The 26,576-nt window shown below is 68.5% G+C and carries 14 protein-coding genes; 7 read left to right on the forward strand and 7 right to left on the reverse strand.

Annotation, left to right across the window (positions count from 1 at the left end; translation table 11 throughout):
- Positions 1-243: 243 nt before the first annotated feature.
- Genes WMC41_RS26620 through WMC41_RS26650 form a run of 7 tightly spaced genes read left to right on the forward strand, consistent with a single transcriptional unit; the run spans position 244 to position 18,705 of the window.
- Positions 244-4,599, forward strand: a complete 4,356-nt coding sequence (locus WMC41_RS26620) for an SDR family NAD(P)-dependent oxidoreductase (RefSeq protein ID WP_432349595.1) — start codon at positions 244-246, stop codon at positions 4,597-4,599.
- Between the two features lie 11 nt (positions 4,600-4,610).
- Positions 4,611-8,636, forward strand: coding sequence for a non-ribosomal peptide synthetase (locus tag WMC41_RS26625; RefSeq protein ID WP_432349596.1), 4,026 nt, complete (start codon positions 4,611-4,613; stop codon positions 8,634-8,636).
- Positions 8,633-11,938: an amino acid adenylation domain-containing protein gene (locus WMC41_RS26630; RefSeq protein ID WP_432349597.1), complete on the forward strand. Its 3,306-nt coding sequence runs from the start codon at positions 8,633-8,635 to the stop codon at positions 11,936-11,938. The genes WMC41_RS26625 and WMC41_RS26630 overlap by 4 nt, the downstream gene beginning before the upstream one ends.
- A complete protein-coding gene (locus tag WMC41_RS26635; protein ID WP_432349598.1) occupies positions 11,938-13,149 on the forward strand; it encodes an isochorismate synthase in 1,212 nt (403 codons plus the stop codon). Before WMC41_RS26630 ends, WMC41_RS26635 begins: the two co-directional genes overlap by 1 nt.
- Positions 13,150-13,152: 3 nt before the next feature.
- Positions 13,153-14,805, forward strand: a complete 1,653-nt coding sequence (locus WMC41_RS26640; RefSeq protein WP_432349599.1) for a (2,3-dihydroxybenzoyl)adenylate synthase — start codon at positions 13,153-13,155, stop codon at positions 14,803-14,805.
- Positions 14,806-14,808: 3 nt separating this feature from the next.
- Positions 14,809-15,156: an isochorismate lyase gene (locus WMC41_RS26645; protein WP_432349600.1), complete on the forward strand. Its 348-nt coding sequence runs from the start codon at positions 14,809-14,811 to the stop codon at positions 15,154-15,156.
- 3 nt (positions 15,157-15,159) lie between these two features.
- On the forward strand, positions 15,160-18,705 hold the full coding sequence (locus WMC41_RS26650; RefSeq protein WP_432349601.1) for an amino acid adenylation domain-containing protein: 3,546 nt from the start codon (positions 15,160-15,162) through the stop codon (positions 18,703-18,705).
- Positions 18,706-18,748: 43 nt separating this feature from the next.
- On the opposite strand, the gene WMC41_RS26655 is transcribed toward WMC41_RS26650, so the two are convergent.
- The 7 genes from WMC41_RS26655 to WMC41_RS26685 all read right to left on the reverse strand — a co-directional run bounded on the left by WMC41_RS26655 (position 18,749) and on the right by WMC41_RS26685 (position 26,545).
- On the reverse strand, positions 18,749-19,756 hold the full coding sequence (locus WMC41_RS26655) for an AbrB family transcriptional regulator (protein ID WP_432349602.1): 1,008 nt from the start codon (positions 19,754-19,756) through the stop codon (positions 18,749-18,751).
- A gap of 59 nt (positions 19,757-19,815) precedes the next feature.
- The gene (otnC, locus tag WMC41_RS26660) at positions 19,816-20,454 is read right to left on the reverse strand and encodes a 3-oxo-tetronate 4-phosphate decarboxylase (protein WP_272808180.1); all 639 of its coding nucleotides are present in this window, start codon (positions 20,452-20,454) and stop codon (positions 19,816-19,818) included.
- Entirely contained in the window at positions 20,451-21,713 is a 1,263-nt protein-coding gene (gene otnK, locus WMC41_RS26665; protein ID WP_432349603.1) for a 3-oxo-tetronate kinase, read from the reverse strand. Before otnK ends, otnC begins: the two co-directional genes overlap by 4 nt.
- 19 nt (positions 21,714-21,732) lie before the next feature.
- On the reverse strand, positions 21,733-22,398 hold the full coding sequence (locus tag WMC41_RS26670; RefSeq protein WP_432349604.1) for an arylsulfatase: 666 nt from the start codon (positions 22,396-22,398) through the stop codon (positions 21,733-21,735).
- Positions 22,399-22,544: 146 nt separating this feature from the next.
- On the reverse strand, positions 22,545-23,621 hold the full coding sequence (locus WMC41_RS26675) for an ABC transporter ATP-binding protein (RefSeq protein WP_432349605.1): 1,077 nt from the start codon (positions 23,619-23,621) through the stop codon (positions 22,545-22,547).
- Entirely contained in the window at positions 23,614-25,374 is a 1,761-nt protein-coding gene (locus WMC41_RS26680) for an ABC transporter permease (RefSeq protein WP_432349606.1), read from the reverse strand. Before WMC41_RS26680 ends, WMC41_RS26675 begins: the two co-directional genes overlap by 8 nt.
- A 64-nt stretch (positions 25,375-25,438) precedes the next feature.
- The gene (locus WMC41_RS26685; RefSeq protein WP_432349607.1) at positions 25,439-26,545 is read right to left on the reverse strand and encodes an ABC transporter substrate-binding protein; all 1,107 of its coding nucleotides are present in this window, start codon (positions 26,543-26,545) and stop codon (positions 25,439-25,441) included.
- Positions 26,546-26,576: the final 31 nt, after the last annotated feature.

Genomic DNA, 26,576 nt, shown 5'->3' on the forward strand with positions numbered 1-26,576 from the left:
GCGTCCAGTCACTCCGCCAAGGGCACTTATTTCTCCGCATCTGGTCGGACAGGAAGCGCCGAGCAAGCTTAGGATGCCCTCGTTCCGGAAACAAGGCCGGATCACATATTCATAAATTGAATCACCCACTTAACCGTGGAACGCAGACGTGTGCCCGATGATCGACCCTGCTCTCTCGAAAATCCTCGCCCCGGCGCAGCCGAAGCACGGGCCATCCGCGTGACCGGCGTGGCGGCGCACGACATGCAAGAGGTTTCGGAAGCAATGGACGAACGGGTCGCCGTCATCGGCCTCGCCGGCCGCTTTCCCGGCGCGCCGGATGTGCACGCCTTCTGGAAGATGCTGGAGGCCGGCGCGTCGGGCCTTGCGCAGCTGCAAAGCCGGCCGGATGTGGTCGGTGCGCGCTTCGCCCTTGCCGACAAGGAGTGCTTCGACGCCGCCTTCTTCGGCTTCGCGCCCTCCGAAGCGGCTTTGATGGACCCGCAGCAGCGCGTCTTCCTCGAAACCGCCTGGCACGCCATGGAGGACGCCGGCTACGGCGCGGGCGATGGCGGACGTGTGACCGGCGTCTTCGCCGCCGCCGGGTTCGGCGATTATGTGCTGCGCCATGTCGGCCTGCGCTCCTATGCCGACAGCGCTGCCGACTATTTCGCCATGCTGATCGGCAACGACAAGGATTTCCTCGCCTCCCGCGTCGCCTATCTGCTCGACCTGAAGGGACCGGCCGTCGTGGTGCAGAGCGCCTGCTCCAGCGGGCTGCTCGCCGTCCACCAGGCCGTCCAGTCGCTGCTGTCGCGCGAGATCGACATGGCGCTTGCCGGCGCCGTCTCCATCTCGATGGATATCGAGGAGGGCTACCATGCCGATCCCGGCGGGCCGATGTCGCCGACCGGCAGGATCGCGCCCTTCAGCGCGGGCGCGAACGGCATCGTCGGCGGAAACGGCGTCGCCGCCCTCGTCCTGAAACGCCTCGGCGACGCCGAACGGGACGGCGATTTCATCTACGCGGTCATCGAGGCCAGCGCCGCCAACAACGACGGGCGCGAGCGCGGGAATTTCACCGCGCCGGGCATCGCCGGCCAGAAGCGGGTTCTCTCCGAGGCGCTCGGCCTCAGCGGCCTTTCACCCGCCGACATCACCTATATCGAAGCCCACGGCACCGGCACGCCGATCGGCGACCCGATCGAGATGGAGGCCATCCGCGCCGTCTACGGCCATGGCGATGCGCCATGCCTCGTCGGCTCGGTCAAGGCGAACACCGGCCATCTCAACACGGTGGCCGGGCTCGCCGGCCTCATCAAGGCCATCGGCGTCGTGCGCACCGGCACCGTGCCGCCGACAATCAACTTCACCACGGCCAATCCGCTGCTGGATCTTGCCGGCTCGCGCTTTTCCATCTGCGATCGCCCGACGCGCCTTCCGCCCGCCGAGCGCCATGTCGCGGCCGTCAGCTCCTTCGGCTTCGGCGGCACCAATGTACACATGCTGCTCTCCAGCCCGCCCCGCCGCGATGCGATCGCGACGGAGGAGCCCGCGCTTCTCTGCTGGTCCGCCCGCACGCCGGATGACCTTGCGGCCATGGAGCGATCCCTCGCCGCCGTCTGGACCGCCGACAACGGCGCAAGCCTCGTCGATCAGGCCGGGACGCTGCTGTTCGGCCGCCGGCAATTTCCGCACCGCCGGGCGCTCACGGCCCGCAACCCCGCGGAGGCGCTGCGCAAGCTGGAAGCCGGTGCCGCCACCCATTCCGCCGTGGCCGCACCTAGCCGACCGATCTTCCTCTTCCCCGGGCAGGGCACGCAATTCGCCGGCATGGGCAGCCCCTTCCACGACAGCCTGCCGGTCTACCGCGAGACGCTGGACCTTTGCGCCGCCCTGACCGAACCGATGCTGGGGGAGGACATCCGCCCCCTGATCTTCGGCACCGAGGACGACGCGCTGAAGCCGACGCTGGTCACGCAATTCGCCCTGTTCGCGACGGAATACGCCCTCGCCCGCAGCCTGATGGCGGCCGGCCTCACGCCTGCGGCGCTGCTCGGGCACAGCATCGGCGAATATGTCGCCGCCTGCCTTGCCGGCGTCTTTTCGCTGGAGGACGCGCTGCGGCTCGTCCATGCCCGCGCGCGGCTGATGTCACGCCTGCCGGCGGCCGCCATGCTGTCCGTTCATGCCGGAAGGGAAGCGCTCGTACCCTATCTGCGGGACGGCAGCGTATCGCTCGCCGTCGTCAACCGCCACGATCGCTGCGTCGTCTCCGGTGCGCCCGAAGCCCTCGGCATCCTTGCGGAGACGCTCGCCGCCGAGAGCATCGCGACGCGCATGCTGGCCGTCTCGCATGGCTTCCATTCCCACCTGATGGAACCGATCCTCGAGGAGTTTGCAGCGGCCTGCAGTACCGTAGCCTTCGCTGCACCATCGATCCCCGTGCTCAGCAACACCAGCGGCGATGTCGCGGCCGCAACGGAGATCACTACCCCGGATTACTGGGTCCGGCATCTGCGCCAGACCGTCCGCTTCTCCGACGACGTCGCCAGCCTCGCCCGCCTGTGGCCCGGTGCGACCTGCCTGGAGCTCGGCCCCGGCACGAGCTGCACCGCCGCCGTCACGGGCGCCGCCGCGGATCTTCGCGCCCTGCCGACACTCGCCTCGAACGCCTCGCAAACGGAGGATCTCCTGTCGGCGCTCGGCCGGCTCTGGGTGGAGGGGCACGACGTCGACCCCGACCTCCTGATGCTGTATCGCGCCTGGCGGCGCACGCCGATGCCGGGCTATCCCTTCCAGCGCGTGGCCCATCTGCTGCCGCAGATAGAGCCGGGGCGGGAAAGCATGGCGAAGCGGCCTCGGATCCTGCCGCCCGACGAATGGTTCCATGCTCCGCAATGGCGCACACTGGCCTTGCCGAAGACTCCTTCGACGCCGGGCCGCAGGCCACGCGTGCTCTTCCTGCCCGAGGGCGCGGCGGGGCCGGCCGGCCTCGGCGATATCCGCATCCACCCCGGCGAACACTATGCCGCGCTGCCGGACGGCGGGTTCCGGCTTCGTCCGGGACATGCCGGCGACTTCTTAAAGCTTGCCGACGCCTTGCAGGCGCGCGGCGTCACCGGCGCGGATTGCCTCTTCGGCTGGCTGATGGACGAGAAGGCCGACGCCCGAACGCATGGCCATGACAGCCTCGTGCGCCTTGTCCAGGCCTTTGCTCCCGCTGGCCTTCTCTCCCATATTGTCCTCTGCACGCGCACGCTTGCCACGCTCTGCGGCGACGAGGCGCCCGATGCGGAGCAGGCGCTTGCCCTCGGGGTTCTGAGAGCGATCCCGTTCGAGCAGGCCGGCCTTCGCGCAACCTGGCTGGATGCCGACCGACTCCCCGCTCAGCCCAACCTCGATCGGCTGGAGGCGGTAGAGACCGCAGGCGGCCTGCACGCTGGTGCCTTCGCCCTGCGGCGCGGCCGCTTCTGGCGGAGGGACGTTCCGCCGGTCGCGCTTGCGCCGGCGACGCTCCCCGACGTCATCCGCCCCGGCGGAACCTATCTCGTCGCCGGCGGCAATGGCGGGCTAGGCCGCCGCCTGGTCCAGGCGCTCGCGGCCGAGGGCCGCCATGTCGTGGTGATCGCCCGTTCGCTCGACGAAGACGCCCCGTATTTCGCCGAATGCCGGCGAAACGACGGTCGTCTCACCCTCATACGGGGTTCCGCCGCAGACCGGAATCTTCTGCGCTCCGTCGCCGCAAGGCTCGTCGCGGCGGGCGAACGGCTCGATGGCATCTTCAACCTCGCCGGCCGCTATATCTCCCAGACGATCGCGGACATGACGCTCACCGGGACGGACGGCAACCGTGCCGCAAAGGTCGAAACGACGCGCGCGCTTCTCGACGTCTTCGGTCCGCTGGAACCGGATTTCCTCGTCGTCTTTTCCTCGCTCGCCGGCGAAACCTCGGGCTACGGCAACAGCGACTACATGGCCGGCAATCTGTTCCTCGATTTTCTTGCCGAAAGCCGGGAGCCGGGCCTGCGCCTCGTCAGCATCGGCTGGGACAACTGGCGGGAGGGCGCGTTCGGGGCCGCGCAGGACGACGGAAAGACGCTTTTCGCCGGTGCGGCGGCCGACGCCATCGGGGTCGAGGCGGGCCTTGCCGCCCTCTGGCGGATCATCGCGAGCGGCCTCTCCCATGTGATCGTCACGCCGCGCAATCTCGACGACCGCCTGCGGGAAACGAGCGAGGCCGCCCGGCAACGCCTGGAGCGCATGGCCACGCCTGCGCAACCGGCCATCGTCGCGGCGGATGAAGGCTCCCCGCAGGAACAGGCAGTACGGCTGCTGTTCGCGCAGACGCTGGGCCTTCCGGGCGTCGCCCCCACGGACGACTTCCTGCAGCTCGGCGGCGATTCCATCCTCGCCGTCCGCTTCCTCTCGAAACTGCGCCGCATCTTCCAGGTCGAGCTGGGCCTGCCGGATTTTCTTTCGAACCGGACGGCCGCCCTCCTGTCGCGCCGGCTGGAAGCCGTCGCCGGGACGGAGCAGGTCGCCCTCGCCTACCTCCATATTCACGCCCTCCCGGACGCCGAGCGGCAGACGCTCGCGCGCCAGGTCGCCACAGCCTGAGACGGAACGTCATGTCGAGCAGCAGCACAGCCCTCTCCTTCGATCCGGCGCTTCTGAGCCGGCTCCTCGGCGTCGAAGCGGGCGCGGCACCGCCACAGCAGCGCACGGAGGACATGCACGCGCCCTTCCTGCTGACGGAGATCCAGCGCGGCTACCTGCTCGGCCGCGATCCGTCGCTGCCGCTCGGCGGCGCGGCCTGCCAGTTCTACTACGAGCTGGATTGCGAGACGCTCGACATCGCGCGCTACCGGGCGGCATGGGGCATCGTGATGGCGCGCCACCCGATGCTGCGCGCCCGCATCCTCGACGCCACGCGCCAGGAGATCGCCGAAACCATACCCGCGCTGGAGATCGTCGTGCGCGATCTGAGCGACGACGCGGCGCGGGACGCGACGATCGACGCCATTCGCCGGCGCCTCTCGCGCGCCCTTCCGGCGGAGAACCGCTGGCCGATGATCGATGTGGAGCTCAGCCTCCTGCCGGCCGGCCGCGTGCGTGTCCATCTGCGCTTCGACCTCCTGATCGCCGACCAGCAGAGCATCCTCATCCTTCTCGACGAAGTGGCCCGCTTCTACCGGGATCCGGACCTTCACCTGCCCACGCCCGACATCACCTTCCGCGACTGCGTGCTCAGCGAGCTCGATGAAGCCGATCTCACCCGCGCCCGCCGCTACTGGCGGGAGCGCGCGGAAAGCCTGCCGGATGCGCCGGCCCTGCCGGTGATCGCGCCTCCGAACGAGGCCGGCACGCCGGTCTACGACCGCCTCTCGCACACCGTCGACAAAACGCGGTGGGACCGTCTCAAAGCCACAGCGGCGACGCTCGGCGTCACGCCCTCGACGGCGCTGCTCTCGCTGTTTGCCGAAGCGCTCTGCGCCTTCGCGGCCGACCCGCATTTCTGCCTCAACATGACGCTCTTCAACCGGCCGCCGATCCACCCGGATGTCGATCGCGTGGTCTGCGATTTCACTACCAACATGCTGTTCGAGGCCGATCTCCGGCAGGCCGAGACCCGATGCGCCCGCTTTACCCGGCTCCAGGCGCTGCTCTGGCGCGACATGGAGCACAGCCTCGTCAGCGGCACGGCCGTCACCCGCGAAATGGCCTTAGCGCGCGGCCATCTCGACCGCCCCCTGATGCCCGTCGTCTTCACCAGCACGCTGACGCAGAACGACACGCGCCTCTATTCCGACGCCGCCGCCCAGCCGGGCCGGCCGGTGCTGGCCCTTTCCCAGACGCCGCAGGTCATGCTCGACAACCAGGTGATGGAATGGTCCGGCGCGCTGACGATCAACTGGGACATCGCCGTCAACGTGCTGGACATCGCCGTCGCCCGACCGCTCTTCGACCGCTTCGTCACTCTCGTCGAAGCCGTCGCCGACGATCCGGCCATGCTGGAGGAGACGGTGGGCGGACGCGCCGACCCGACCGATGCGTTGATTGCCCCGGCGATCGTGCCGGAGGCCGAGCGGCGCGAGCGGCTCGCCGACCTGTGGCTGCGCGCCCTGCCGGGCGCGATGGAGCGGCCCGCGATCGCCACATCGGGTGCGGTGCTGACCCATGGGGCGCTCGCCCGGCAGGTGGCGGGAATCGCAAACGCCCTCGTTGTCGCCGGCGTCCGCCGCGGCGAGACGGTGGCGATCCGCCTCGAAAAATCGCCGGAACAGATCGCCGCCTGCCTCGCCGTCGCGCTCGTCGGCGGCGTCTATGTGCCGCTGGACACGGCCCAGCCGCTCGCCCGCCAGGCCCGCATCCTCGAAGATCTCACACCGGCCGCCATGCTGGAGCGCGGCGCGACTCCCGACGCCCTTGCAACCGGCGCGCCGGCCGCGACGATCGACCTTTCCCGTCTTGGCGAAGGCGACCCCGCGCTGTTGCATCACCTCGCCGGCGCGCAGCCGGATGATCCCGCCTACATCATCTACACGTCCGGCTCGACCGGAAACCCCAAGGGCGTGACGGTGACGCATGCGGCCGCCGTGAACACGATCGCGGATGTCAGCCGGCGCTTCGGCATCGGCGGCGCGGATTGCGTGCTCGGCCTTTCGCAGCTTCACTTCGACCTCTCGGTCTACGACATTTTCGGCGTGCTCGGCGCCGGCGGCACGCTCGTCCTGCCCGATCCCGCCGAACAGCAGAACCCCGCCCATTGGCACGCGCTCGCGACCCGCCATGGCGTGACGCTCTGGAACAGCGTTCCCGGGCTCTTTTCGCTCTATGTCGACTATCACGAGGTCGCAGGCATCGCGCCGCCGCCGGCGCTGAAGACGGTGATGCTGAGCGGCGACTGGATCGGCCTCGACCTGCCGGGCCGCGCCCGCCGGCTCTGGCCGGACGCCGCGCAATACAGCCTCGGCGGCGCGACGGAGGCGGCGATCTGGTCGATCTTCCATGCCATCGACGAGGTCGATCCGGCCTGGACGAGCATCCCCTACGGCCGGGCGCTCGGCCGCCAGCAGGTCTTCGTCCTCGACGACGCCCTCGCCATCGCGCCGATCGGCCATACCGGCGATCTCTACATCGCCGGCGACGGGCTCGCGCTCGGCTATCTCAACGATGCGGAAAAGACGGCCGCGCACTTCTTCCCCCATCCGCGCACGGGCCTCGCCCTCTACCGGACGGGCGATCTCGGCGCCTATGGCCCCGACGGCGCGATCATCTTCCAGGGACGCGCCGACGCGCAGGTGAAGATCAACGGTTTTCGCGTGGAGCCCGGCGAGGTGGCGCGCGCCCTGCAGCGGCATGCGGATGTCGAGGAGGCGCAGGTGCTCGCCGTGGGCGATCCGCGCCGGCCGCGGCTCGTCGCCTTCTTCCGGCCGGCCCGGGCAAAAGTCGAGGAGACAGGGCTTGCGGCCCACCTCGCCGAGGAGCTGCCCGCCTACATGGTTCCCGCCGCGTTCAAGGCCGTCGACGCCTGGCCGCTCACGCCGAACGGCAAGCTCGACCGCAAGGCGCTCCTCGCCCTCGTCGCACAGGAGCCCGAGGCCGCCCCTTCACGACATCCGTCGTCATCGGGCGAAGGGGTCGAGCGGGCGGTGCTGGAGATGGTCGCCGCGATCCTCCAGCGCCCCGCCGTCTCGCTCGACGACAATCTGGTCCATCTCGGGGCCTCGTCGCTCGAACTGATCGCGCTCGCCAACCACATCGAGGCCTTCGCCGGCGCCCGCCCGCCGCTGACGGACCTCGCCCGCGCCGTACGCCTGCCGGACCTCGTCGCCCTGGTGCAGGCGCTGGCGCCGCAAGGGGCGGCGCAGCCCGCCGAGCTCGTCGCCGGAGCCGCGGCCTTGCGCGCCCACCTTTCCCGCAACCCGGTTCTCACCGACCCGGTCGCCCGTCGCCTTTTCAAGAGCCGCCCCCGTCCGGTTGCCGCCGCCGAAGCGCCGGTCTTGCTGTCCGGGGCAGCCGAGCCGCCCGCCGCGGCGGCACGGCGCAGCTGGCGCGATTTCATCGACCGTCCGCTGACGACCGACGAGCTTTCCACCCTGCTCGCCCCGCTTCGGCGCCACTACAGGGATGGCGAGGAGCGCCGGCTCTACGCCTCGGCCGGCGGACTCTATCCCGTCGAAACCTATCTTGCCGTTCCGCCGGGCGGGATCGAGGACCTCGCGCCGGGCGGCTATCGCTACGACCCGCAGGCGCACGCCCTATCGCCCTGCACGGCGCCGGACGGTTTTGCGGACCTCGCGCTGCTCAGCTCCGGAAGCCGCGAGACGTTGGCCGCAAGCCGCCTCGTCCTCTGCTTCGTGCTGTCGCTGGACGCCATCGCACCACTCTACGACGCTGCGAGCCTCGGCTTCGGGCTCATCGAATGCGGGGCGATGTGCCAGGCGCTCGAACAGCAGGCCGTCGGCCGGCCGTTCGGCCTTTGCCAGATCGGCGACCTGCCGCTCGACGAGATGGGCCGCCGCTTCGCCCTCTCGCCGGACCATGTCTGCCTGCATGCCATGGCCGCAGGCGCGCTGGAGCCGCAGGCGCGCGAACGCTGGCTTTCCGCGACGACCGCCTATGCCCAGGACATGACGGAGGGCACGCTATGAGCCTCACGCAGCTTCTCGACGAGCTCGAACGCCACCGCATCCACCTCTGGGTCGAGGAGGGCCAGCTGCGCTTCCGCGCGCCCGCCGGCGCGATGACCGCCACCCTCAAGGCGAAGGTCGCGGAACAGAAGCAGGCGCTGCTCCAGCGGCTGTCGACCGCCGCCGGCGCAGAGGCCGATCGCTTCGCGCCCTTCCCGCAGACGCCGATCCAGCAGGCCTATCTCGTCGGCCGCACCGGCGCGCTCGACCTCGGCGGCGTCTCCGCCAACAGCTATCTCGAATTCGAGCACGACGCCGTCGACTTCAGCCATGCCGACGCCTGCCTCAACGCGGTGATCGCGCGCCATGACATGCTGCGCACCGTGCTCCTGCCGGACGGCCTGCAAACCGTGCTCGAAAGCGTGCCCGACTACACCGTGCCCGTCACGGACCTGCGCGCCCTGCCGGCGGAGGAGCAGGACCGCCGCCTTGCCGCGCTGCGCGAGGAGATCGGCGAACGGGTGCGCGATCCCTTCGCCTGGCCGCTCTTCGAGCTGCACTGGGTGCGCATCGACGGCGGCCTGCGGCTTCTCTCCTGCGTCGATCTCATCGCGCTCGACGCCTGGAGCAGCCAGCTCTTCCACCGGGAATGGTTCGCGCTGATCGACGGCGAGACGCTTGCACCCCCGCCCGCCATCCGCTTCCGCAACTGCGTGCTCTGCGGCGAGGATGCCGCGCGGAAAGCGGCCTCCCGGGACTATTGGAGCCGCGAACTGGACCTTCTGCCGCCCGCGCCCTCCCTTCCCGCCAGCCGGTCCGGCGGCCGCCCGGGCCGTTTCCGCCGCCGCGCCGGCCATCTCGACCAGGCCCGCTGGAGCGCCCTGAAGGTGGCGTGCAAGGGCCTGGGCGTCACGCCCACCGGCCTTCTCGCCACGCTCTTCGCCAATGTGCTCTCCACCTGGAGCCGCAACGAGGACGTGGCCCTCAACGTCACGCTGTTCAACCGGCCGCCGATCCATCCGGATATCCGGCATGTGCTCGGCGAGTTCACCAACACGACGCTGCTCGGTTTTGCGGATATGGACGCCTCCCTCGCCGACCAGGTCCGCGCGACGCAGCAGCGGCTTCTGGAACGGCTGGAGCACAGCGCGGTCTCGGGCGTCGATCTCCTGCGCGACCTCGCCCGGCGGCGGCAGGATTATTCCGGTTCGCTCATGCCCGTCGTCTTCACCAGCCTTCTGATCGGCGAGGAGACGGACGGCGCGAAGGACGGGCGGTGGCGGCAGGTCGCCGGCATCAGCCAGACGCCCCAGGTCGCCCTCGACCACCAGCTCTACGAGGAACGCGGCGGCCTCAGCTTCAACTGGGACATCGCCGAAGCCGCCCTCGACCTCGACGCGGCCACGGCCGCCTTCGAGCGCTATGTCGAAACCATCGTCGCGCTCGCCGACGATCCGGACCGGTGGAACCGCGCCGTCTCGCGCCGGCTCCCCGCCGGCCAGGCCGCCACGCGCGCCGCCCTCCATCACCCGCCCGCAATTCCGCTCGATGGCGGCCTCGATATCTCCGCGCCCTTCTGGGAGGGGCTCGAAACCCATTGGGACCGCGATGCGCTGCTGTGGAGCGGCGGACGCATGACCTACGGCGCGCTCGCCGCCCGGGCGGCGGACCTCGCCCGCCGGCTGCGCGAGGCCGGCGCGGGCGCGGGCGACCGCGTCGCCGTCCGGCTCCCCAAGGGGCCGCTGCAGGTCGTCGCCGTGCTGGCGATCCATCACGCAGGGGCGGTCTATGTGCCGGTCGCGCCGGACCTTCCGCCCGCCCGGGCAGAGGCCATGCTGCGGCAGGTCGCGCCCGTCGCCCGGATTCTCGCCGCCGACGACGAAGAGGCGGCGAACGCGATCGCCGTCAGCCTCGACGACGCGGTTCCGGAGCTTTCGCCCGCCCGAGCGCTGGCGGGACGGGCAAAGGCCGACAGCGCGCGGGCGGCCTATGTCATCTTCACCTCCGGTTCGACCGGCATGCCCAAGGGCGTCACCATGTCCCACGGCGCGGTCGCCAACACGCTGGGCGACATGGCGCGCCGCTTCGGCATGACCCCGCGGGACCGCGTCTTCGCGCTCTCCTCCCTCAGCTTCGACCTTTCGGTCTACGACATCTTCGCGCCGCTTTCCGCGGGCGCGGCCGTCGTGCTGCCAGATGCCGGCGCGGAGCGCGACCCGGCACACTGGAACGCCATGCTCTCCCGGCACGGCGTCACCATCTGGAATTCCGTGCCGATGCTGCTGGACATGCTACTCGTCTGGTCCGCCAGCATGGCGGCCCCCCTGCCGTCCTCGCTCCGCCTCGCGCTCGTCAGCGGCGACTGGGTGCCGCTCGATCTGCCCGGCCGGCTTTCCGCCGCCGCGCCGGAAACGCGGCTGATCGCGCTCGGCGGGGCGACCGAGGCCGCCATCTGGTCGAACTGGCAGGAAGCCGGCGCCGTCGCGCCGGAGTGGAAATCGGTGCCCTACGGCCGACCCCTCGCGAACCAGTATTTTCGCGTGCTCGACCGCTACGGCGCCGATCGCCCGGATCGCGTCGCGGGCCAGCTGCATATCGGCGGGCATGGCCTCGCCGACGACTATTGGGGCGACGGAGAAAAAACAGCCGCCGCCTTCGTCACCGCCGCCGACACGGGCGAACGCCTTTACCGAACGGGCGATCTCGGCTGCTTCTGGGAGGATGGAACGCTGGAATTCCTCGGGCGCGAGGACGGCCAGGTCAAGATCGGCGGACATCGCGTCGAACTCGGCGACGTCACCCACGCGCTCGAAAGCCACCCGGATGTGGCGCGTGCCGTCGCGCTGGTGCAGGAGGCCGCCGGCGGCCGGCAGATCGTCGCCCATGTCGCGGCGCGGGCCGGAAGCGCGCTTACCGAGGCAGCGCTGCGGGAACATTGCCGCGCGCTGCTGCCGGCCTACATGGTCCCCGCCCGCTTCGGCGTCCATGCGGCCCTGCCGCTCTCGGCCAACGGCAAGATCGACCCTAAGGCGCTGCCCGCCTTCTCCAGCCAGAAGCCGAAAGCCGCCACGGCCGCTACGAGCCCCGTGCGAAAAATCCTCGAAGCGGTGATCGGTCGCCGGGGGCTTCCCACCGACGTCAACTTCTTCGAACTCGGGGCCACGTCGATCCGGCTCGTCGAGGCGCATGCGCGGCTTCGCCGGGAGCTCGGCGTCGACCTGCCGGTGACCGACCTCTTCGTACACACGACGATCGCCGCGCTGGAAGCCCACATGACCACCCTTCCCCTGCTTTGCGAGAGCGCCGCCACGGAGACCGCCTGATGCAACACACACCCGCCGCCCGCATCGCGGCAGATGTCGCCGTCGCCGAAACGCTGCCCGCGGCCGGCCTTCACGGCCGGACCGTCTACGTTTCGCCGACCACAAGAATGATCGGCCACGGCATCGCGCTCAGCGCGCGGCCCGCCGGCGAGGATTTGCGCGAGACGGTCGCGCGCCTGCTCGCGACCGCCCGGAGCGAAGGTTTTCCGCCGGTCGTCGTCGGCGCGATCCCCTTCGATACGCAATCGCCCGCCAGCCTCTATGTGCCGGAACGCCTGGAGCGGCCGGGCCGGCCTGTTCCGCTCGCCGTTACGCCGGGCGAGGCGCCCGCGATCGTCGACGTCCGCCAGACCCCTTCGCCCTCCGGCTACCGGGATGCGGTGGCCCGCGGCCTTGCCCGCATCCGCCGGACGGACCTGAAGAAGCTGGTGCTCGCCCGCCGTCTCGAACTGGAGCTCGACGCGGCGCCGGACCTTGCCGGCCTGCTGGCGACGCTGATGCGGCGCCATCCGGCGAGCTTCGTCTACGGCGTGCCGCTCGACGCCGGCAACGGCGAGGACGCGGGCGTGCTGCTGGGCGCCAGTCCCGAGCTGCTGGTGCGTAAGGCCGGCGACCGGGTTTTCGCCAATCCGCTCGCCGGCACGATCGCCGCCGATCCGGACCGGCTGCGCAACGCCCGCAACATCGCCCGCCTGCTCGCTTCCGCGAAGGACCGCCAGGAGCACGCCTATACCAGCCGCGCCGTCGGCGAGACGCTCCGCCCCTTCTGCAGGAGCCTCGACGTTCCCGAAACCCCGAGCGTGCTCGCCGCCGGTCCCGTCAATCACCTCTCGACCGTCATCACCGGCGAACTCGCCTCGCCCGATGTGACCGCGCTCGATCTCGCCCTTGCGCTCCATCCGACACCGGCCGTGGGCGGCGCGCCGACGGCCGAAGCGCTGGCGGCCATCGCGGATATCGAGGGGTTCGACCGCGGCCTCTATGCCGGCATGGTCGGCTGGTGCGATGAGAACGGCGACGGCGAATGGGCGGTGACGCTCCGCTGCGCGGAAATCCGCGGCCGCCGCGTCCGCCTCTTCGCCGGCGCCGGCATCGTCGAGGGCTCGGACCCGGAGGCGGAGTACCGGGAAACCGAAACCAAGCTGAAAACCATGCTCCAGGCCCTCGGCCTGGAACCGTCCGCCGCCGGAAAGGCGCGGGCAGAAAGGTAGACCATGCTCCAGGAAACGGCCCAAGATCTTTCGGTGGACGCGCCGACCTGGCCGGAAACGTTTCGCGCACGCTATGTTCGCGAGGGTTTCTGGCAGGCGGAAACCTTTTCCGGCATGCTCGACCGCATCGCCGACCGCCATGCCGGCAAGACGGCGCTGATCGAGAGCGGCCGGCATGTCACCTACGAAGACCTTCGACGCCGCGCGGGCGCGCTTGCGGCCGGCCTTCGCCGCCTCGGCCTTCAAAAAGGCGACCGCGCCGTCGTGCAGATGCCGAACGGCATCGCCTTCGTCGAAGTCGTCTTCGCGCTCCTGCGCCTCGGCGTCGTTCCGGTTCTAGCGCTGCCCTCGCACCGCCATATCGAGATCGGCCGCTTCCTCGACTTCACCGAGGCCCGCGCCTACTTCATCGCCGACCGCGCCGGCGGCTTCGACTACCGGGCGCTCGCCCGCGAGCTGCTGCCGGGCCTGCCGGCGCTCCGCCATGTGATCGTCGACGGCGAGGCCGAAGCCTTCACCGCGCTTTCCGGGCTCGTCGAGGACGCCGGTATCGATGACGCCGCCCAGCCCGAGGATGTCGCGGTCTTCCAGATTTCCGGCGGCACGACCGGCGTGCCGAAGCTCATCCCGCGCCGGCACAACGAATATCTCTACAACATCCGCACCGCCGCCGCCGCAAGCGGCATGGCGGAGGACACCGTCTATCTCTGCGCGTTGCCCGTCGCCCACAATTTCCCCTTCGCCTGCCCCGGCATCATGGGAACCTTCGTCAGCGGCGGCACGGTCGTCATCGCCCCCGATCCCGACCCGAGGACGGCCTTTGCCCTCATCGAGGCGCATGGCGTGACGATCACCTCGCTCGTGCCGCCCCTCGCTTTGCTCTGGATGGAGGCTGCCGGTGCGCCTGACGCCGACATATCGAGTCTCCGAACCCTGCAGGTGGGCGGCGCGAAACTCAGCGAGGAAGCCGCGCGGCGCGTGCGCCCGCGCCTCGGCTGCGGCCTTCAACAGGTCTTCGGCATGGCGGAGGGCCTGATCTGCTATACCGGCCTTGACGACGACGAGGAGACGACCGTCACCACCCAGGGCAAGCCGATGTCGCCGGCGGACGAGATCCGCGTGGTCGATGCCGAGGGCCGGGACGTCGCGCCCGGCGAGCCGGGCGAGCTCCTGACGCGCGGGCCCTACACGATCCGCGGCTACTACAAGATCCCCGAGCACAATGAGAAAGCCTTCACGCCGGACGGTTTCTACCGCACCGGCGACATCGTGCGCCTGACGTCCGCCGGCTATCTCGTGCTCTCCGGCCGCGAGAAGGACCAGATCAACCGGGGTGGCGAAAAACTCTCACCCGAGGAGGTGGAGAACCTGCTGCTTGCCCATGGGGACGTGCACGACGCGGCCGTCGTCGGCCTGCCGGACGAAACGCTCGGCGAACGCATCTGCGCCTTCGTGATCCCCCGGACCGGCGGGCTGAAACCGCTCGCCCTCATCCGGCATCTGAAGGCGCGCGGCCTCGCCGCGTTCAAGATGCCCGACCAGTTCGTCTTCATCGAGCGCTTCCCTGAGACCGGGGTCGGCAAGGTGAGCAAGAAGGACCTGCGCGAACGGTTGAAGCAGCTTCACCTTTCCGCCGGCCTCGACAACGGAGATTGACGCGTGCCTTCAGCGAAAGACCTCGGCATCCGGGCCGAAACGCCCGCCGATTGCCAAGACCTCAGCGACATCCGCCAGGCGATCGACACGATCGACCGCGCGCTCGTCGACCTGTTCGGCCTGCGCATGGGATACGTGCTGGAGGCGGCCCGCTTCAAGCCCGACGTCGCCAGCATACCGGCGCCCGAGCGCGTCGCGGCCATGCTGCCCGAACGGCGCCGCTGGGCGGAGGAAAACGGGCTCGACCCGGATTTCATCGTGCCGCTCTTCAGCCAGATCATCCAGTGGTTCATTCAACAGCAGATCCATCATTGGGAACAGAAGAACGCGCCCCGGCGCGAGGCGGAGTAGGACATGGCGGAGCCCGCACTTGCCCGCAGCCGGCATGAAACGGCTGCCGAAACCATGGCGCTCGAGCTGCACCGGCTCGTCGCGGAAGAGCTTGGCGCCGAGCCGGAGGAATTCGGCACCGATGAAAACCTCATCGAACTCGGCCTCACCTCGATCGCCCTGATGCGTCTGCAAAGCCGTCTCTCGGCGGACGGCGCAACGCTCTCCTTCAGCACCCTGGTGGCGACACCGACCGTCGAAGCCTGGGCTGCCCTGGCGGCGGAGGCGCAACATGGCGCCGGGAGCATGGCCGCGCGGCAACCGGCCGACCCGGTCGCCGACACCGGCCCGTTCCCGCTCACCGACATCCAGCGTGCCTACTGGCTCGGCCGGGATCCGCATTTCGAGCTCGGCGGCGTCGCCGCCCATGGCTACATCGAGGCGCTGACGCGCGATCTTGACGTCGAGCGGCTGGAGGCGGCGCTCAACGCCACCATCGCCGCCCATCCGATGCTGCGCGCGGTCATCGACACCGACGGGATGCAGCGCGTGCTCGACGACGTGCCGCGCCTTGCCATCGGGCAGACTGACCTCAGCGACCTTGCCGCGGAGGAACGGGAGCGGCGCCTCTCGGCGCTTCGGGCGGACATGGAGCAGGAGATGCTGCCTGCGGACCGCTGGCCGCTCTATCGTATCCACGCGACGCGGCTTTCATCGCACGAAACCATCCTGCATCTCAGCTTCGACATCCTCGTCTTCGATCTGAAATCCCTGGAAATCTGGCTTGCGGAATGGCGCGCTCGCTATGAGAACCAGACCGTCGCCCTCCCCCAGCCCGCAGCGTCGTTCCGCGAGCACGCCCTCGCGCGCGAAGCGGAGGCGAGGTCGCAGGAAGCCGCCCGCGCACGGCGATACTGGCAGGATCGGGCCGCCCGCCTCCCGCTCGGCCCGGACCTGCCGCTCGCCCGACCGGTCGAGGCGATCGACGCGCCACGTTTCGCCCGTGAGCAGCGTGTCCTTTCGCAGGCTGCGTGGCGACGCCTGCAGGACAAGATCCGCAGCCGGGGCGTCACACCCTCGGCAGCCCTGCTGGCCGCCTATGCACGCGTGCTCGCCCTGTGGAGCGGGAGCAGCGCCTTCACCCTGACGACGACGCTCTTCAACCGCCCGCTGTCCGGCCCCTCCTATGACGGCGTGATCGGCGACTTCACATCGCTGACGCTGGTCGAGATCGACACGCTCGCCCCCGCCTCCTTCGCCGCTCTTGCCCGCGCGACGCAGGAGCAGCTCTGGCGCGATCTCGACAACAGCGCCGTCAGCGGCGTCGAAGCGCTGTCGATGGTGGCGGCGGCCCGCAATACGCCCGGCCGGGCGCTGATGCCCTATGTCTTCACCAGCGCGCTCGGAACGGGAAAAAGCTATCTCGACGCCTTCTCGGGCTTCGGCCAAATCGTGCGCGCCGCGGTGCAGACGCCGCAGACCCTGCTGGACCACCAGGTACTGGAGCACGAGGGCAACCTCGTCCTCAACTGGGATTATGTCGACGCGGCTTACCCGGAAGGCCTGATGGCAACGATCGCCGACCGCCACCTGTCCCTGCTGAAGACGCTCGCCGCAGACGACGGCACCTGGAACACCGCCATCCTCTCCCTGCCGGAAGAGCAGGCGGCGCGGCGGATAGCGGTGAATGCAACGGCCTGGCACGCGGGCACGGACGCCGTGTTGCTGCACGATCCTTTCCTGCGCCAGGCGCAGGCGCAGCCGGATGCGATCGCGGTCATCGACGAAGAGCGCAGCCTGACCTATGGCGAACTCGACAGGGCGAGCAACCGCCTTGCGGGCCAGATCGCCGCCGCCGGCGCAATGCCCGGCCCGCCCATCGCCGTGCTCCTGCCGAAAGGCTGGCGGCAGGTGGTCGCCGTGCTGGGCATCCTCAAGGCGGGCGCGGCCTACATGCCCGTCGATCCCGCTCTTCCCCGCAAGAGGATCGAGACATTGCTTGCGGAAAGCGGCGCGACGCTGGCGCTGATACCCGCCGATGCAGCCGATGGTGACCTTCCCGTCCCCATGATCGCGCTGGACGATCCGTTGTTATCGGAGGCTGGCGCCGAGGAGGTCATCCCGCCACAGGCGGCCGCGGACGATCTCGCCTATGTCATCTTCACATCAGGCTCGACGGGCAAGCCAAAGGGCGTCGCGATCCAGCATGGTGCGGCGTTCAACACCGTGCTCGACATCAATGCGCGCTACGGCGTCACGGCCGCCGATCGCTGCCTTATGGTGTCCTCGCTCAGCTTCGACCTGTCGGTCTACGACATTTTCGGCATGCTCGCCGCCGGCGGCGCGATCGTCATTCCGCCGGCCGCCCCCGCGCCGGATCCCGATTGCTGGCTGCGCCTTCTCGAAGAAGCCGGCGTGACCCTCTGGAGCAGCGTGCCGGCGCTCCTGCAATTGCTGCACGACCGGCTCGCCGACCGCGGCACGCTCGCAATGCTCTCCCGATTGCGGCTCGTCATGCTCTCCGGCGACTGGCTGCCCCTGCCGCTCTGCCGTTCGCTCCTCAAGCTTCCCCGGCCGCCGAAACTGGTGTCGCTCGGCGGCGCGACGGAGGCCTCCATCTGGTCGATCGCCCACGAGGTCGAGCGCATCGAGCCGGGCTGGAAAAGCGTGCCCTACGGTAGGCCGCTCGCCAACCAGACGATCCACGTGCTCGACGAATCCCTTGCCGAGCGCCCCGACTTCGCCATCGGGGAAATCTTCATCGGCGGCGTGGGCCTCGCGCTCGGTTACTGGCGGGACGAGGAGAAGACAAACGCCCGCTTCATCCGCCATCCCCGCACGGGCGAACGCCTCTACCGCACGGGCGATTTCGGCCGCTGGCAGCCGGACGGCGTGGTCGAATTTCTGGGCCGGCGCGACGGCCAGGTGAAGGTCAACGGCCTGCGCGTCGAACTTGGCGAGATCGAAACACTCATCGCCGCCGATCCGGCGGTGCGGCAGGCAGCCGTCGTCGCGGTGCGCGGCGCGGGAACCGGCGACAGCCTTGCCGCTTTCCTCACCCTCGGTGGCAGCGCGGCCTACCGCGAGGAAACGTTGCTCGCCGCGCTGCGCGATCACTTGCCCGCCGCCCTTGTTCCCTCCACCTTCATCGTGCTCGACCGGATGCCGTTGACCGCCAACGGAAAGCGTGACGGCGCGGCGCTGGAACAGCGCGCCCGCGAAGCCGCGGCAGGCACGTGCGCGCCTCCCGCACGGCCGCTCTCCGATATCGAGAAGCAGGTCTGCGATCTCTGGAAGGATCTCCTGGGACGGCCGATCGAATCCCTCGACACCAGCTTCTTCCTCGTCGGCGGCAACTCGCTCCTCGCCACGCGGCTCGCGGGACGTCTTTCCCAGCTCTTCGAACAACCGGTTTCAGTGATCCGGATCTTCGAGCATCCGACCGTCGCCGGCCAGGCTCGCCTCTTCGCGCCTTCCTCGGCCGAAGTGCCGCATCAGCCGGAGAACGGCCCGCGGCGGGTGCGAAACCACCGGCAGAAAAAGAACGGGAGAATGGACGTTAGCGCGTAGCCGGCCGGACAGGCTTGCTGGCGATCTCGGTGGACCGAATACCTTACTGCTTGAAGAACCGGAACGCAGCAGATGCTCCGGCCACGACGGTCAGCACCCGCACGATGTGATGCAGCACCACGAACGGCACATCGACGTTCAATGAAAGCGCGATAAGGCTCATCTCCGCGACGCCGCCCGGTGAATAGGCAAGCACATAGGCGATGAAACGATCGCCGCCAGCAAGGGAGAGCACCGAGGAAAACGCGGCCGTGCAGAGCAGCATCACAAAAGTCGCGCCGGCCGACAGGAGCATGGACTGAAGCACGATCCGTGGCGAAGCCCCTGCGAAGCGGCAGCCGATCGTCGCGCCGATGACGACCTGGGCGCCGGCAAGGGCTGCCGCCGGCAGCTCGAAATCCGTCAGTCCCGTCAGATGGAACACGGCGCTGGCAAGCATCGGCCCGACGAGAAAACGCGCCGGCAGCCGCAACAGGCTTGCAAGCACGGCGCCGCCGATGACGGCAGCCAGGAACCAGAGGATATCGTCGACCGCGACCGTTGCCGAAGCCGCGGACACCGTTGCCGTGCGATCGATGTCAAAACCGGTAAGGGCCTCGATCAGGAACGGGAGCGCCAGGACGACCAGGAAAATCCGCGCGGCATGGATCAGCGCGATCATGCGCTCATCCCCGCCCCTTTCCGAGCCGAGCGTGATCATCTCGACAAGGCCGCCCGGCATCGCGGAAAAATAGGCCGTCACGGGATCGAGCCGGGCGATGCGGCGAAAATAGACGAAGGCCAGCGCACCCGTGATCGCGATGAAGGCGACGAGGCCGAGAAGCGAAACGATCCAGGCTGCGGCATGCCGGAAAATCTCCGGCGAGAAGGACGTGCCGAGCACGGCCCCGATCACCGCCGTCATCGGCGGCCGCGCATGTTTCGGCAGGGACACCGGGACATGCAGGAACGCAGAAAGCGCGGTCGCCAGCATCGCCCCGAGCAACCAGGCAAGCGGCATGTGCGCCAGCCACAGCAGGAAGCCTCCTGCCGTGGCGATGGCAAGCGTCAACGCAAACCGCGCCGCCGAGCTGGCTGCCTCCCTGCACCTCACGGATGGCGTCCCCCCCCTCAATAGCCGCCGAAGACGGCTTTCAGTTCCGCGACGTTTTCCGGGGAGAGCAAACGCGTGGGTGCATTGCGCAGCAGAACGAGCAGCCTGGCGGTTTCCTCCAGCTCCTCGGCGGCATAGACCGTGGAGACGATGTCCCTGCCGGCAACGACGGGACCATGATTGGCAAGGAGGACAGCGGCATGGCGGCCGCCAAGCTCCCGTATCATCTCGCCCATCCGCTCGTCGCCCGGCCTGACATAGGGCAGCAGCTTCACCTTGCCGACACGCATGACGACATAGGGCGTGAGCGGCGGGATGCAATCGTCCGGGTCGGTATCGCTGAGGCACGACAGGGCGGTCGCGAAGGTCGAGTGCAGGTGCACCACCGCCCCTGTCTGCGGCCGCGTTTCGTAGAACGCCTGGTGCAGGAACACCTCCTTCGAGGGCTTGTCGCCACTGATGTGGTTGCCGCTTCGGTCGAGTTTCGAGATTCGCGCCGGGTCGAGGAAGCCGAGACACGAATTCGTCGGGGTCATCAGGATCCCGTCCTCGACCACGGCGCTGATATTGCCGGCGGAGCCGACGGAGAAGCCGCGGTCGAACAGTGATTTCGAAAGACGGACGATCTCCTCGCGAACCTTGTTTTCCGCACTCATCTGCCTGCAAGCCTTTCCAATGCCTTGGTGAAGAAATCGGGCGTACCGAAATTGCCGGACTTGAGCGCCAGCGCCACGGGCTCATCGCCGCCCGACAAGAGCACCGGCACACCGGGGTCGATCTCGGCCCCGATGGTCAGCGCGCCAAGGTCGAGCGCCGAAACGACGGCGCCGGACGTCTCACCGCCGGCGACGACGAGCCGGCGGATGCCGGCCTTGACCAGTTCCCGCGCCGTGCTGGCGAAGAGGCCGTCGAGCGCGGCGGCAACCATCTCCCGCCCGAAGCGCGCCTGGACGGCCTGGACCTCACCGGGCGTGCCCGAGGAGTAGACCAGCGGCGCCCTGCCCCGGTTCGCAAGCAGGAAGGAAGTGAGGTCCGCGGCGGTGACTGAACCGTCCAGGACGCCGGCGACGTCGATGGCAAGCGCCGGATGGTCCTTGCGGTGGATGTCGACCTGTTCGCGCGTTGCGCCGGAGCAGCTTCCGGCGAGAATGGCTTCCGGCCCGTCCATGCCGATCACCGCCGCTCCCGTGCCCGCGGCAAGGCCGCGCCCGATGAAGTTGGCGGCAAGGCCGATGGCGATGCCCGAGCCACCGGTGATGAGGCGGCACGATGCCACGGCGCTGCCGATCGCGACGAGGTCGTCGTCCGTGATGGCGTCGACGATGACGAGGGTGGTGTCCTGCTCCCGCAAGGCGGTCTCTATACCGGCAGGACCTTCCCGGACGGTTGCGGTATCGACATGGCCGACGCCGCCCGTCGTCTGGAGCCGTAGCCAGCGGCGGATATCGGCGTCCGTCATCGGGTTGAGCGGATGGTTCTGCAGGCCGGATTCGTTGAGGAGCCTGTCCTTCACGAAGAGATGGCCCTGATAGACCGTCCGGCCGGCACCGGGAAACGCCGGACAGGCGACGACGCCCTTGACATCCAGGGCCCTGGCAAGCGCCTCGGCCACCGGGCCGATATTGCCTTGCGGCGTTGAATCGAAGGTCGAGCAATATTTGAAGACGATCTGCTCGCAGCCCTGGCCGAGCAGCCAGCGCAGGGCGGCAAGCGACTGCTCCACGGCAGCGGCGGCTTCGATCGACCGGCTCTTCAAGGCGATGACGCCCGCCTCGACATCGGGCTCGGCCTTGCCATGGGGAATGCCGAGATATTGCACCGTGCGAAGGCCGCCCTCGCCCGGCAAGCCCTTGGCGAGCGTGTTCGCGATGTCGCTCGCCCCGGTGAAATCGTCTGCAATCACGCCAAGCAGCATGGAACGGATACTCCCAAAATCAGGCAGCGCCGAGAAGGCGCTTGAGTTTGTCGATGGCGGCGGCCGGGCTCGAGAGAACGGGGATGTCCGTCTCCGCCCGCACGGCCGGCACGGCGCGCGCCGTGGAAAAATGCGCAAGCACGATGCTGTCGAAGCCCTTGAGACCCGCCGCGGCCGCGGCGACAAGGCGGTTGTGGGTTTCGACATCGCCAGCCCGCACGGCCTCGATCGCGTGCTCCACAAGGAAGCTCTCCAGGGTGGCGGTCGGGTCGATCCGCGCCGCCTCCTCGGCAAACTCCGCCTCCATGCCCTCCCGCGCCGGCGGGAAGGTGTAGAGCATGGCCGTCCGGCCGCCCTTGCGGATGGCGGCCTCGAACATCGCCTCGTTCGGCTTCAGCACCGGGATATCGACGGTCGCCGCCGCCTGCTCGATGGCACGGCCGAAGGCCGAGCAGGTGAAGAGCACCGCGGCGCTGCCGATCTGCTTCGCATAGTGCGTCAGCGCCGTGATGCGGGCCGTCAACGCCTCGGTGATATCGCTGCTTTTCGCCCGGTCGGGCGAGAGGCTGTCTTCGAGCAGGTTGACCATGTCGGCCTCCGGCCAGGCGGAGGCGAAGGCCTGCCTGATCGGCTCCATGGCGATCGGCGTCGCATGGACGAGGGTTATGCGGGGCTGTTGCGACATTCCATTCCCTTTGAAAGGAGCGGCCGCCCGCGGCGGACCTTCGCCGGGGCAATTCCTGTGAAATCCGGTTCGCCGGAACTGCCCCAGCATCTTGTTTCTACCGCATCGTCCGATGCCGAAGCGATGCCGCTTCGGCTGGAAAGGCGCTAGCGCTGGCCTGCCGAGAACACCCACACGCTTTCGGAGGGAATGCACGCCCAGACCGTGCCGGTCGAAAGCTGCTTTGCACCATGCGCCTTGGCGACGAAGTCGCCGCGCCGCAGGCGATATTCCCAGCGGTCGCCGAGATAGATGCTGTCGTCGAGGTTCATCTCCAGCCCGCCGGCCTGCGGCTGGTCGCTGACGCTGATCTGCTCGACACGGATGACCGCCCGCGCATCCTCCGATGCGGCCAGCCCCGAGGCCTCGCGCACCGTCCCGTCAAGGCTCCAGTTCTCGCCACCGATGATGGCGCTCTTGCCGTCGACCGACTTGACCTTCGCCGTGACGATGTTGTTGGCGCCCAGGAAGTCCGCCGAATAGAAGCTGTTCGGGTTGGAATAGATCTCCTGCGGCCCGCCCTGCTGGACGATCCGGCCATCCTGCAGGAGGAGGATGTTGTCGGCGGCGGCGAGCGCCTCGCTCTGGTCGTGCGTCACGAGGATGGCACAGATTTCGAGGTCGAGGATCAGCTTGCGGATCCAGTAGCGGGCTTCCTCGCGCAGCTTCGCATCGAGGTTGGAGAGCGGCTCGTCGAGCAGAAGCACGCGCGGCTCATAGACCAGCGCCCGGCAGATCGCGACGCGCTGCTGCTGGCCGCCGGAAAGCTGGGAGGGAAAACGATCGGCCAGATGGCCGAGCCCCATGCGCTCGAGGATCGCCTGAACGCGCTTTTCGATATCGGCCTGCGTCACGCCGCGCAGCTTCAGGCCGTAGCCGACGTTCTCCTTCACCGTCCGGTGCGGCCAGAGCGCGTAGGACTGGAAGACGAGGCCGATATTGCGCTGCTCGGGCGGCAGGGCGATCTTCGTCTCGCCGTCGAGCACGGTCTTGCCGCCGATGACGATCTGGCCGATTTCCGGCTGTTCGAGCCCGGCGACACAGCGCAGCAGCGTGGTCTTGCCGCTACCCGAGGCGCCGAGCAGGGCGACGATGGAGCCGCGCTGCGCCGTGAAGGACGCGCCCTTGAGGATCTGCAGGCCGCCCAGCCATTTCTGGACGTTGCTGACGACGAGTTCAGTCATGGATTTTTGCTCCCAAACGAAGGGCGAGCGCAAGGCCTGCGCCCGTCAAGACGATGCTGATGAGGGAAAGGGCGGCGATCGTGTTCATGGCGCCGGTCTGGAGAAGCGAGACCATCAGCGAACCGATGACTTCCGTGCCCGCGCCCATGAGGTAGACGCCCGTCGCATATTCGCGAAGGAAGATGATCATGATCAGCGCCCAGGCGCCGGCAAGGCCGGGCCTTACGATCGGGATCACCACGTCTTTCCAGGTCCGGCCGATCGTGGCGCCCGTGGTGCGGGCGGATTCCTCAAGCTCCGGTGCGACCTGGATGAGCGTGCCCTGCAGGAGGCGCAGACCATAGGACAGGCCGACGACGACATAGGCGATGAAGAGGCTGACCAGCGTCGGGCGCAAGGGCGTCAGCAGCGGCACGAACAGGAAGACCCAGAAGAAGGCAAGGCCGATGACAAGTCCGGGCAGGGCGCGCGGCAGGAGCACGATGTAGTCGAGCACCGTGTTCGACAGGCCCCAGTTGCGATGCCCCGCAAGACCGACCATCAGGTAGATGCCGACCGCGACGGCGCCGCCGACCACGGAGAGGAGCACGGTATTGACGATGCCGCGCACCAGGCTCGGGACCTCCAGCATGCGGTCGAAATTCGCGAATGTGAGATGGTCGAGCAGACTGACGCCCTCGCCCCAGGCATCGACGAAGGCGCGCACGGCGATACCGCCGATCGGCAGGGCGACGGAGACGAAGAGCCAGAAGCCGATGATCGAAAGCGCGATGGCCTGGCCGCTCCCGCCGAGTTTCAGCGTGGCGACGCGGGCGCCCTTGCCGCCCATCGCGGCATATTTGCGGGCATTGCGCAAAAGCTTGCGCTGCATCCAGACGAGCGGCAGCGTGATGAGGATGAGCACCACGGCGACGACGGCCATCAGCTGGTAGGTCGGCGTGCCGAACAGCGTGGTGAGCTTGTATATGTAGGTGGTGAGCACCATGATGCCGTTCGGATCGCCGAGGACCAACGGAATGCCGAAGGTCTCGAAGCCGAGCAGGATGTTGAGCGCGGCGGCGAAGATCAGCGCCGGCAGCACCATGGGCAGCGTGACGTCGCGCGAGACCTGCCAGATGGACGCGCCGGTGGTGCGGGCGGCCTCCTCCAGGTCCGACGGCAGGTTGCGCATGGCCGAGGAGACATAGAGATAGACATGCGGCACATGGCTGAGGCCGGCAATCAGGATCATGCCCGGCAGGCTGTAGATGTTCCACGGCACGAAGCCGAGGATGCCGCGGACGAAGAGCGAGACGAAGCCCGTCGGGCCGACGGACACCGTATAGCCGAAGGCCAGCACGATGGACGAGATGAACATCGGCACGAGCACGAGGATTTCGAGCAGGCGCCTGCCCCTGATGTCCGTCCGCGTGATCAGGAAGGCCAGCAGGCCGCCGAGCGGCACGGCAATCGCGACCATGCCGAAGGAGAAGATGGCGGTGGTGCCGAGCGCCTTGTAGAAGTTCCTGTCGGTGAAGACGTATTTGTAGGCGTCGAGACCGAATTGAGCGCGCGGGCTGAAGAAGGCCGCCGTCAGGAAGCTCTGGTAGACGATCAGGCCGACAGGCGCCAAAACGGCGATTGCCAGAAGGCCGATGACGATGCGCCGGTAAAGGCTGGCATTGCCGTGCCGCGGCATCCTGGCCGGATACTTCTTCTCGGCCGCGGCTTTCGCCAGGGCGAGCGCAGCCGGTGCTTGTGTATGGGTGGACATTCTATGCCTCTCGCAAACGGTGGCGGAGCCGCGGCGCTGTCTGAGCGCCGCGGCCGGCTGAGCATCAGCGGCCGAGGGCGGCCTTCCAGTCGTTGAGGAACTGGACGCGCTTCGTCGGCTTCATGTATTCGAGCACGCCTTCATCGACCGCGATCGGCTTCAGGCCGCCGCCGACGCGCTCGTTCAGCGTCTTGATGTTGAGGCCGGCGGTCACGTCGTCACGCACGGACGGCAGGCCGCCTTCGGCGAGAAGCGACTGCCCCTCGGCCGAGAGCATGAAGTCGACGAAGAGCTTGGCGGCGTTCGGATGCGGGGCATCCCTGGTGATCAGCGCGAGGCGCGAAAAGGCCGGCGTGTAGTCGCTTGCGAAATGCACGCCGAGGTTCGGGCTTTCCTTCACCCAGTCGAGCGCATAGGAGCCGATGATGTTGATGGCGATGACGTTTTCGCCCGATACCACCGTTTCCTTCATGCCACCGGAGCTGGAATAGATCTTCGCGCCGTCCTCGCCCATGGCCTTGGCCAGATCCCAGAAGTCCGATCGGTTGCGGGCATCGTTCGAGTGGTGCAGGAAGCCCGAACCGCTCTTTTCCGGGTCGAAGGTCGCGACCTTGCCCTGAAGCTCGGCCTTGTTGTCCTTGAGGAAGGCGATCATGTCGGCATAGGTCTTCGGAAGCTTGTCTTCCGACAGTGCCTTGGTGTTGTAGATCACGCCGACCGGCTCGACGGTCGTGCCGAACAGCATGTTCTTGTAATTGGCCCAGGCCGGCAGGTGGCCGGTTTCCGGCGAGGCATATTCGGCCGCATAACCTTCCTGGACAAGCGTCATCTGCAGGTCCATGGCGGAACTCCAGACCACGTCGGCCGTCGTCTGGCCGGCGGCGGCTTCCGAGATCACCTGGTTGTAGGCACCGTTCGTTCCGAGGTCGTTATAGGCGATCTTGATGCCGTATTTCTTGGTGAAGGCATCCTGCAGCTTCTGCGACTGGGCGGCATCGGTCGAGGTGTAGACCGAGACGGTGCCTTCCTCCTTTGCCGCGGCGATGACGTCGGCATAGCCGGCCGGATAACCGGCGGGAACGTCCTGTGCGAATGCGGCGGCGGCGAAGGCGGTCATGAGCGCCGTGCCGACGGCGAAGACGGCCGAGCGGGCGGATATTGTGTAATTCATCTCTCATCTCCCAAAAGATTGGCCCGCGCTT

It is taken from the genome of Shinella yambaruensis (genome assembly GCF_050859155.1).
Lineage (GTDB): Bacteria > Pseudomonadota > Alphaproteobacteria > Rhizobiales > Rhizobiaceae > Shinella > Shinella yambaruensis.

Excerpts from the sequence above, each read along its gene's own strand:
- otnK (WP_432349603.1), bottom strand. The coding sequence starts at position 21,713 with ATGCTGCTTGGCGTGATTGCAGACGATTTCACCGGGGCGAGCGACATC.
- otnC (WP_272808180.1), bottom strand. The coding sequence starts at position 20,454 with ATGAGTGCGGAAAACAAGGTTCGCGAGGAGATCGTCCGTCTTTCGAAA.
- WMC41_RS26620 (WP_432349595.1), top strand. The coding sequence starts at position 244 with ATGCAAGAGGTTTCGGAAGCAATGGACGAACGGGTCGCCGTCATCGGC.
- WMC41_RS26680 (WP_432349606.1), bottom strand. The coding sequence starts at position 25,374 with ATGTCCACCCATACACAAGCACCGGCTGCGCTCGCCCTGGCGAAAGCC.
- WMC41_RS26630 (WP_432349597.1), top strand. The coding sequence starts at position 8,633 with ATGAGCCTCACGCAGCTTCTCGACGAGCTCGAACGCCACCGCATCCAC.
- WMC41_RS26685 (WP_432349607.1), bottom strand. The coding sequence starts at position 26,545 with ATGAATTACACAATATCCGCCCGCTCGGCCGTCTTCGCCGTCGGCACG.
- WMC41_RS26640 (WP_432349599.1), top strand. The coding sequence starts at position 13,153 with ATGCTCCAGGAAACGGCCCAAGATCTTTCGGTGGACGCGCCGACCTGG.
- WMC41_RS26635 (WP_432349598.1), top strand. The coding sequence starts at position 11,938 with ATGCAACACACACCCGCCGCCCGCATCGCGGCAGATGTCGCCGTCGCC.
- WMC41_RS26670 (WP_432349604.1), bottom strand. The coding sequence starts at position 22,398 with ATGTCGCAACAGCCCCGCATAACCCTCGTCCATGCGACGCCGATCGCC.
- WMC41_RS26675 (WP_432349605.1), bottom strand. The coding sequence starts at position 23,621 with ATGACTGAACTCGTCGTCAGCAACGTCCAGAAATGGCTGGGCGGCCTG.
- WMC41_RS26625 (WP_432349596.1), top strand. The coding sequence starts at position 4,611 with ATGTCGAGCAGCAGCACAGCCCTCTCCTTCGATCCGGCGCTTCTGAGC.
- WMC41_RS26650 (WP_432349601.1), top strand. The coding sequence starts at position 15,160 with ATGGCGGAGCCCGCACTTGCCCGCAGCCGGCATGAAACGGCTGCCGAA.